Origin of the sequence: Rhodanobacter sp. Soil772 (assembly GCF_001428385.1) — a bacterium.
In the GTDB taxonomy this organism is placed as follows: domain Bacteria; phylum Pseudomonadota; class Gammaproteobacteria; order Xanthomonadales; family Rhodanobacteraceae; genus Rhodanobacter.
On record NZ_LMSK01000002.1, the window covers coordinates 1,174,644 to 1,181,920 of the forward strand.

1 protein-coding gene, 2 tRNA genes and 3 rRNA genes are annotated in these 7,277 nt (G+C 56.5%); all 6 read left to right on the forward strand.

Annotated features, from left to right (window positions below):
* The first annotated feature begins 21 nt into the window (after positions 1-21).
* Positions 22-1,233, forward strand: coding sequence for a tyrosine--tRNA ligase (tyrS, locus tag ASG75_RS11635; RefSeq protein WP_056389093.1), 1,212 nt, complete (start codon positions 22-24; stop codon positions 1,231-1,233).
* A gap of 697 nt (positions 1,234-1,930) precedes the next feature.
* Positions 1,931-3,475 (forward strand): 16S ribosomal RNA (locus ASG75_RS11640).
* Positions 3,476-3,665: 190 nt separating this feature from the next.
* Positions 3,666-3,742 (forward strand) — tRNA-Ile (locus tag ASG75_RS11645).
* A gap of 18 nt (positions 3,743-3,760) precedes the next feature.
* Positions 3,761-3,836 (forward strand) — tRNA-Ala (locus ASG75_RS11650).
* A 203-nt stretch (positions 3,837-4,039) separates the two neighbouring features.
* Positions 4,040-6,922: ribosomal RNA gene (locus ASG75_RS11655) — 23S ribosomal RNA — on the forward strand.
* Between the two features lie 235 nt (positions 6,923-7,157).
* Positions 7,158-7,271, forward strand: a 5S ribosomal RNA gene (gene rrf, locus ASG75_RS11660).
* The 16S, 23S and 5S rRNA genes sit together here with 2 tRNA genes alongside, the layout of an rRNA operon.
* Positions 7,272-7,277: the final 6 nt, after the last annotated feature.

Here is a 7,277-nt window from a genome sequence, read left to right on the forward strand (position 1 = left end):
ACTTCATCAGAGAGAAACCTAATGAGCGAGCTTGAGCAGGCGCTGGCCACGATTGCGCGCGGCGCCGACGAAATCATCAAGCGGGAGGATCTGGCCGAGCGCCTGAAGAGCGGTCGTCCGTTGCGGATCAAGGCCGGCTTCGACCCGACGGCGCCGGATCTGCACCTTGGCCACACCGTGTTGCTGAACAAGATGCGCCAGTTCCAGGACCTGGGTCATCAGGTGATTTTCCTGATCGGCGACTTCACCGGCATGATCGGCGACCCCACCGGCAAGAACGTCACCCGCAAGCCGCTCAGCCGCGAAGACGTGCTGGCCAACGCCGAGACCTACGCCGAGCAGGTCTACAAGGTGCTGGACCGCGAGAAGACCGAGCTGCGCTTCAATTCCGAGTGGTTCGGCCAGATGTCGGCGGCCGACATGATCAGGCTGGCCGCCCAGCACACCGTGGCGCGCATGCTCGAGCGCGACGACTTCACCAAGCGTTACGCGGCGCAGCAGCCGATCGCGATCCACGAATTCCTGTATCCGCTGGTGCAGGGCTACGACTCGGTCGCGCTGAAGGCGGACGTGGAACTGGGCGGCACCGACCAGAAGTTCAACCTGCTGATGGGCCGTGCGCTGCAGGAACACCACGGCCAGCCGCCGCAGATCGTGTTGACCATGCCGCTGCTGGAAGGCCTGGATGGCGTCAACAAGATGTCCAAGTCGTTGGGCAACTACATTGGCATCAACGAGCCGGCGATCGACATCGTCACCAAGACCATGAAGATCGGCGACGAACTGATGTGGCGCTGGTTCGAGCTGCTCAGCTTCGATGTGTCGCTGGACGAACTGGCCCGGATGAAGCAGGACATTGCCAGCGGTGCACTCAACCCGCGCGACGCCAAGCTGCGCCTCGCGCACGAACTGACCACGCGCTTCCACGGCGCGGCTGCCGCGGAACAGGCGATCGCCGGGTGGCATGCCGTCGTACGCGGCGAGGGCGACACCTCGCTGCTGCCGCAGGCCGACGTCCTGGTGTCGGCTGAAGGCATGCGACTGGCCGCCTTGCTCACTGCGGCCGGGCTCACCGCCAGCAATTCCGAGGCGAATCGCAAGTTGAAGGAGCGCGCCGTGCGCATCGACGCCGAAGTGGTGGAGGACGCGCAGCGCGTCTTCAGTGCCGGCTTCGAAGGCGTGCTGCAAGTGGGCAAGCGCAACTTTGCCCGCGTGAGGCTCGTGCTCGCCTGATTTTGGTACGCCTGCGCCGACAGGCATGGCGGTGTGCGAGCGCGTCCTGGAAAAGAAAAATTCGGCGATGCTACAGCCGCTTGCGAAGATTCCGTGAAATTTTTCTCAAGAAACGCTTGCCAAATGAAGCACAGCCCGTATTATTCGCGGCCCGCAGTCGCCCAACGTCGCAAGACGGACTGGCGGGACCTCGAAGAAGCTTCACCGAGGGTGTTGACGGTCTAGAAAAGCGATGTAGAATGGGCGGCTCACCCGGGACGAAACGTTCTGGGGTGCAGACCGGAAACGGGATGCAGAACAAGGATCTTNCTGTTCAACCCGGCGCTGGCGGACCGGATCAAGTCCTGCCAAATGAAGCACAGCCCGTATTATTCGCGGCCCGCAGTCGCCCAACGTCGCAAGACGGACTGGCGGGACCTCGAAGAAGCTTCACCGMGGGTGTTGACGGTCTAGAAAAGCGATGTAGAATGGGCGGCTCACCCGGGACGAAACGTTCTGGGGTGCAGACCGGAAACGGGATGCAGAACAAGGATCTTTGACAGTGTGCGCAGGTGAATTGTGTGGACGTCTTGTGCTGGAGGGTTACGACCTGTCCAAGCAATGCAAGCGTCCCACCAAGTAAAAAGTCAGTAATGAGTTTTGATTGGTTGGGAAGAACGCTTCAGAAAGATAGATTGTCTTCGGATGATCGAAAACTTAAGTGAAGAGTTTGATCCTGGCTCAGATTGAACGCTGGCGGCATGCCTAACACATGCAAGTCGAACGGCAGCACAGCAGTAGCAATACTGTGGGTGGCGAGTGGCGGACGGGTGAGTAATGCATCGGGACCTACCCAGACGTGGGGGATAACCTCGGGAAACCGGGACTAATACCGCATACGTCCTACGGGAGAAAGCGGGGGACCTTCGGGCCTCGCGCGGTTGGACGGACCGATGTGCGATTAGCTAGTTGGTAGGGTAATGGCCTACCAAGGCGACGATCGCTAGCTGGTCTGAGAGGATGATCAGCCACACTGGGACTGAGACACGGCCCAGACTCCTACGGGAGGCAGCAGTGGGGAATATTGGACAATGGGCGCAAGCCTGATCCAGCAATGCCGCGTGTGTGAAGAAGGCCTTCGGGTTGTAAAGCACTTTTATCAGGAACGAAATACCACGGGTTAATAACCTATGGGGCTGACGGTACCTGAGGAATAAGCACCGGCTAACTTCGTGCCAGCAGCCGCGGTAATACGAAGGGTGCAAGCGTTAATCGGAATTACTGGGCGTAAAGGGTGCGTAGGCGGTTGTTTAAGTCTGTCGTGAAATCCCCGGGCTCAACCTGGGAATGGCGATGGATACTGGGCAGCTAGAGTGTGTCAGAGGATGGTGGAATTCCCGGTGTAGCGGTGAAATGCGTAGAGATCGGGAGGAACATCAGTGGCGAAGGCGGCCATCTGGGACAACACTGACGCTGAAGCACGAAAGCGTGGGGAGCAAACAGGATTAGATACCCTGGTAGTCCACGCCCTAAACGATGCGAACTGGATGTTGGTCTCAACTCGGAGATCAGTGTCGAAGCTAACGCGTTAAGTTCGCCGCCTGGGGAGTACGGTCGCAAGACTGAAACTCAAAGGAATTGACGGGGGCCCGCACAAGCGGTGGAGTATGTGGTTTAATTCGATGCAACGCGAAGAACCTTACCTGGCCTTGACATGTCGCGAATCCTGCAGAGATGCGGGAGTGCCTTCGGGAATGCGAACACAGGTGCTGCATGGCTGTCGTCAGCTCGTGTCGTGAGATGTTGGGTTAAGTCCCGCAACGAGCGCAACCCTTGTCCTTAGTTGCCAGCACGTAATGGTGGGAACTCTAAGGAGACTGCCGGTGACAAACCGGAGGAAGGTGGGGATGACGTCAAGTCATCATGGCCCTTACGGCCAGGGCTACACACGTACTACAATGGTCGGTACAGAGGGTTGCAATACCGCGAGGTGGAGCCAATCCCAGAAAGCCGATCCCAGTCCGGATCGGAGTCTGCAACTCGACTCCGTGAAGTCGGAATCGCTAGTAATCGCGGATCAGCTATGCCGCGGTGAATACGTTCCCGGGCCTTGTACACACCGCCCGTCACACCATGGGAGTGGGTTGCTCCAGAAGGCGTTAGTCTAACCGCAAGGAGGACGACGCCCACGGAGTGGTCCATGACTGGGGTGAAGTCGTAACAAGGTAGCCGTATCGGAAGGTGCGGCTGGATCACCTCCTTTCAAGAAACGACGGCGTGAGTCTTCACGCAAGACGTCCACACAAGACACCTGTACTTCACGCAAAGGCGTTGCTTTATGCAACGTCCTGTTGCGAAGAGCAAAACCGGCCATTCCTGGCCGGACTCTTCACCAACAGCCGCTTTGAACTGGGTTCCAGGCAGCTTGGTATGGGTTCTGGGGCTCTTTTCATGGGTCTGTAGCTCAGGTGGTTAGAGCGCACCCCTGATAAGGGTGAGGCCGGTGGTTCGAGTCCACCCAGACCCACCATTATTCCAAGAATACCTTGGGGCCTTAGCTCAGCTGGGAGAGCACCTGCTTTGCAAGCAGGGGGTCGTCGGTTCGATCCCGACAGGCTCCACCATCAAGCGCCGCGTGAAGTATCAGCACACAAAAGATTTTGAAATCGACCGGCATTGAGGCCGGCACGATGTTCTTTGAAAACACGTAAACGAGTGACAAGCGTCTTGGTTCGAACCGAACCGAGACAAGTGTTAAGGCACGAAAACGAAGTAACTTGGCTGCACCTGAGGAGGGTGCAAGCCCCGAGGCGACTTGGGGTTATATGGTCAAGCGACTAAGCGTATACGGTGGATGCCTTGGCAGTCAGAGGCGATGAAGGACGTGGCAGCCTGCGAAAAGTGTCGGGGAGCTGGCAACAAGCTTTGATCCGGCAATGTCCGAATGGGGAAACCCACCGCGCAAGCGGTATCGTGCAGTGAATACATAGCTGTACGAGGCGAACCCGGGGAACTGAAATATCTAAGTACCCGGAGGAAAAGAAATCAACCGAGATTCCCTGAGTAGCGACGAGCGAACGGGGACTAGCCCAAAAGCACATTGTGTTCTAGTCAAACGGCATGGAAAGGCCGGCCATAGATGGTGATAGCCCAGTCGACGAAAGGGCACTTTGTGTGAAATTGAGTAAGGCGGGGCACGTGAAACCTTGTCTGAACATGGGGGGACCATCCTCCAAGGCTAAATACTACTGACTGACCGATAGCGAACTAGTACCGTGAGGGAAAGGCGAAAAGAACCCCGGAGAGGGGAGTGAAATAGACCCTGAAACCGTATACGTACAAGCAGTGGAAGCCCGCAAGGGTGACTGCGTACCTTTTGTATAATGGGTCAGCGACTTACTGTCTGTGGCAAGCTTAACCGTATAGGGGAGGCGAAGAGAAATCGAGTCTGAATAGGGCGCATAGTCTCAGGCAGTAGACCCGAAACCGAGTGATCTATCCTTGGCCAGGTTGAAGGTGCGGTAACACGCACTGGAGGACCGAACCCACATCTGTTGCAATAGATGGGGATGAGCTGAGGATAGGAGTGAAAGGCTAAACAAACTCGGAGATAGCTGGTTCTCCTCGAAAGCTATTTAGGTAGCGCCTCGGACGAATCTTCCTGGGGGTAGAGCACTGTTATGGCTAGGGGGTCATCGCGACTTACCAAACCATGGCAAACTCCGAATACCAGGACAGACTATCCGGGAGACACACGGCGGGTGCTAACGTCCGTCGTGAAAAGGGAAACAACCCAGACCCGCAGCTAAGGTCCCAAAGTCATAGCTAAGTGGAAAACGATGTGGAAAGGCATAGACAGCCAGGAGGTTGGCTTAGAAGCAGCCATCCTTTAAAGAAAGCGTAATAGCTCACTGGTCGAGTCGGTCTGCGCGGAAGATTTAACGGGGCTAAGCTATGCACCGAAGCTCGGGGTGTGCACATTTATGTGTACGCGGTAGAGGAGCGTTCCGTAAGCCTGTGAAGGTGGATTGTAAAGTCTGCTGGAGGTATCGGAAGTGCGAATGCTGACATGAGTAACGATAATGGGGGTGAAAAGCCCCCACGCCGAAAGCCCAAGGTTTCCTCGCGCAACGTTCATCGGCGCAGGGTGAGTCGGCCCCTAAGGCGAGGCAGAAATGCGTAGTCGATGGGAAGCTGGTTAATATTCCAGCACTTTTCTACAGTGCGATGTGGGGACGGAGAAAGTTAGGTCTACCGGGCGTTGGTTGTCCCGGGGAAAGGCGGTAGGCATGGGTCTTAGGCAAATCCGGGACCCTTTATGCCGAGCACCGAGACGAGTCCTATTTGGACGAAGTGACTGATACTACGCTTCCAGGAAAAGCCACTAAGCTTCAGCTGTAGAAAAACCGTACCGTAAACCGACACTGGTAGGCAGGGTGAGAATCCCAAGGCGCTTGAGAGAACTCGGGTGAAGGAACTAGGCAAAATGGCACCGTAACTTCGGGAGAAGGTGCGCCCATTGACGTGGTCACGTGCGTGACTGAGCGTCGATGGGTCGCAGTAACCTGGCCGCTGCGACTGTTTATCAAAAACACAGCACTCTGCAAACACGAAAGTGGACGTATAGGGTGTGACGCCTGCCCGGTGCTGGAAGGTTAATTGATGGGGTCAGCCGCAAGGCGAAGCTCTTGATCGAAGCCCCAGTAAACGGCGGCCGTAACTATAACGGTCCTAAGGTAGCGAAATTCCTTGTCGGGTAAGTTCCGACCTGCACGAATGGCGTAACGACAGCGGCGCTGTCTCCACCCGAGACTCAGTGAAATTGAATTCGCTGTGAAGATGCAGCGTTCCCGCGGCAAGACGGAAAGACCCCGTGAACCTTTACTATAGCTTTACATTGAACGTTGAGTTCTTCTGTGTAGGATAGGTGGGAGGCTTTGAAGTGCAGGCGCTAGCTTGCATGGAGCCATCCTTGAAATACCACCCTGAAGTGCTTGACGTTCTAACCTCGGCCCGTAATCCGGGTCAGGGACCATGTATGGTGGGTAGTTTGACTGGGGCGGTCTCCTCCCAAAGAGTAACGGAGGAGCACGAAGGTACGCTCAGCGCGGTCGGACATCGCGCACTGTGTGCAATGGCATAAGCGTGCTTGACTGCGAGATCGACGGATCAAGCAGGTACGAAAGTAGGTCATAGTGATCCGGTGGTTCTGTATGGAAGGGCCATCGCTCAACGGATAAAAGGTACTCCGGGGATAACAGGCTGATACCGCCCAAGAGTTCATATCGACGGCGGTGTTTGGCACCTCGATGTCGGCTCATCACATCCTGGGGCTGTAGCCGGTCCCAAGGGTATGGCTGTTCGCCATTTAAAGTGGTACGCGAGCTGGGTTCAGAACGTCGTGAGACAGTTCGGTCCCTATCTGTCGTGGGCGTTGGAGATTTGAGGGGGGCTGCTCCTAGTACGAGAGGACCGGAGTGGACGTTCCGCTGGTGTTCGGGTTGTCATGCCCATGGCATTGCCCGGTAGCTACGAACGGAAGTGATAACCGCTGAAAGCATCTAAGCGGGAAGCACGCCCCAAGATGAGATCTCCCGAGAGCTTGACTCTCCTTAAGGCACCATCAAGACTAGGTGGTTGATAGGTCAGGTGTGGAAGCGCAGCAATGCGTTCAGCTAACTGATACTAATGAGCCGTGAGGCTTGACCATATAACCCCAAGTTGCTTCGCGGGTTTTAACGAAAGTCCGATTCGCATTCACCTCGACGCTTGTCACTCGTTTACACTTTATTTGACGTGAGATCCTCTCACGGAGAGTCAAGACCGGCCATCCATGGCCGGACTCTTCAACTCTTCGATGGAGGACTGTTCACGGGAGAGCCGGCTGTCAGGGTCGCCTCTTCAAAAATGTGGAGCCGGCGCACACGCGCTGCTCCCACCCCTTCCCTGGCGGCCATAGCGGCGTGGTACCACCTGATCCCATCCCGAACTCAGAAGTGAAACGCGCATGCGCCGATGGTAGTGTGGCTTTGCCATGCAAGAGTAGGTCACCGCCAGGGGCTTTA

Excerpts from the sequence above, each read along its gene's own strand:
- tyrS (WP_056389093.1), top strand. The coding sequence starts at position 22 with ATGAGCGAGCTTGAGCAGGCGCTGGCCACGATTGCGCGCGGCGCCGAC.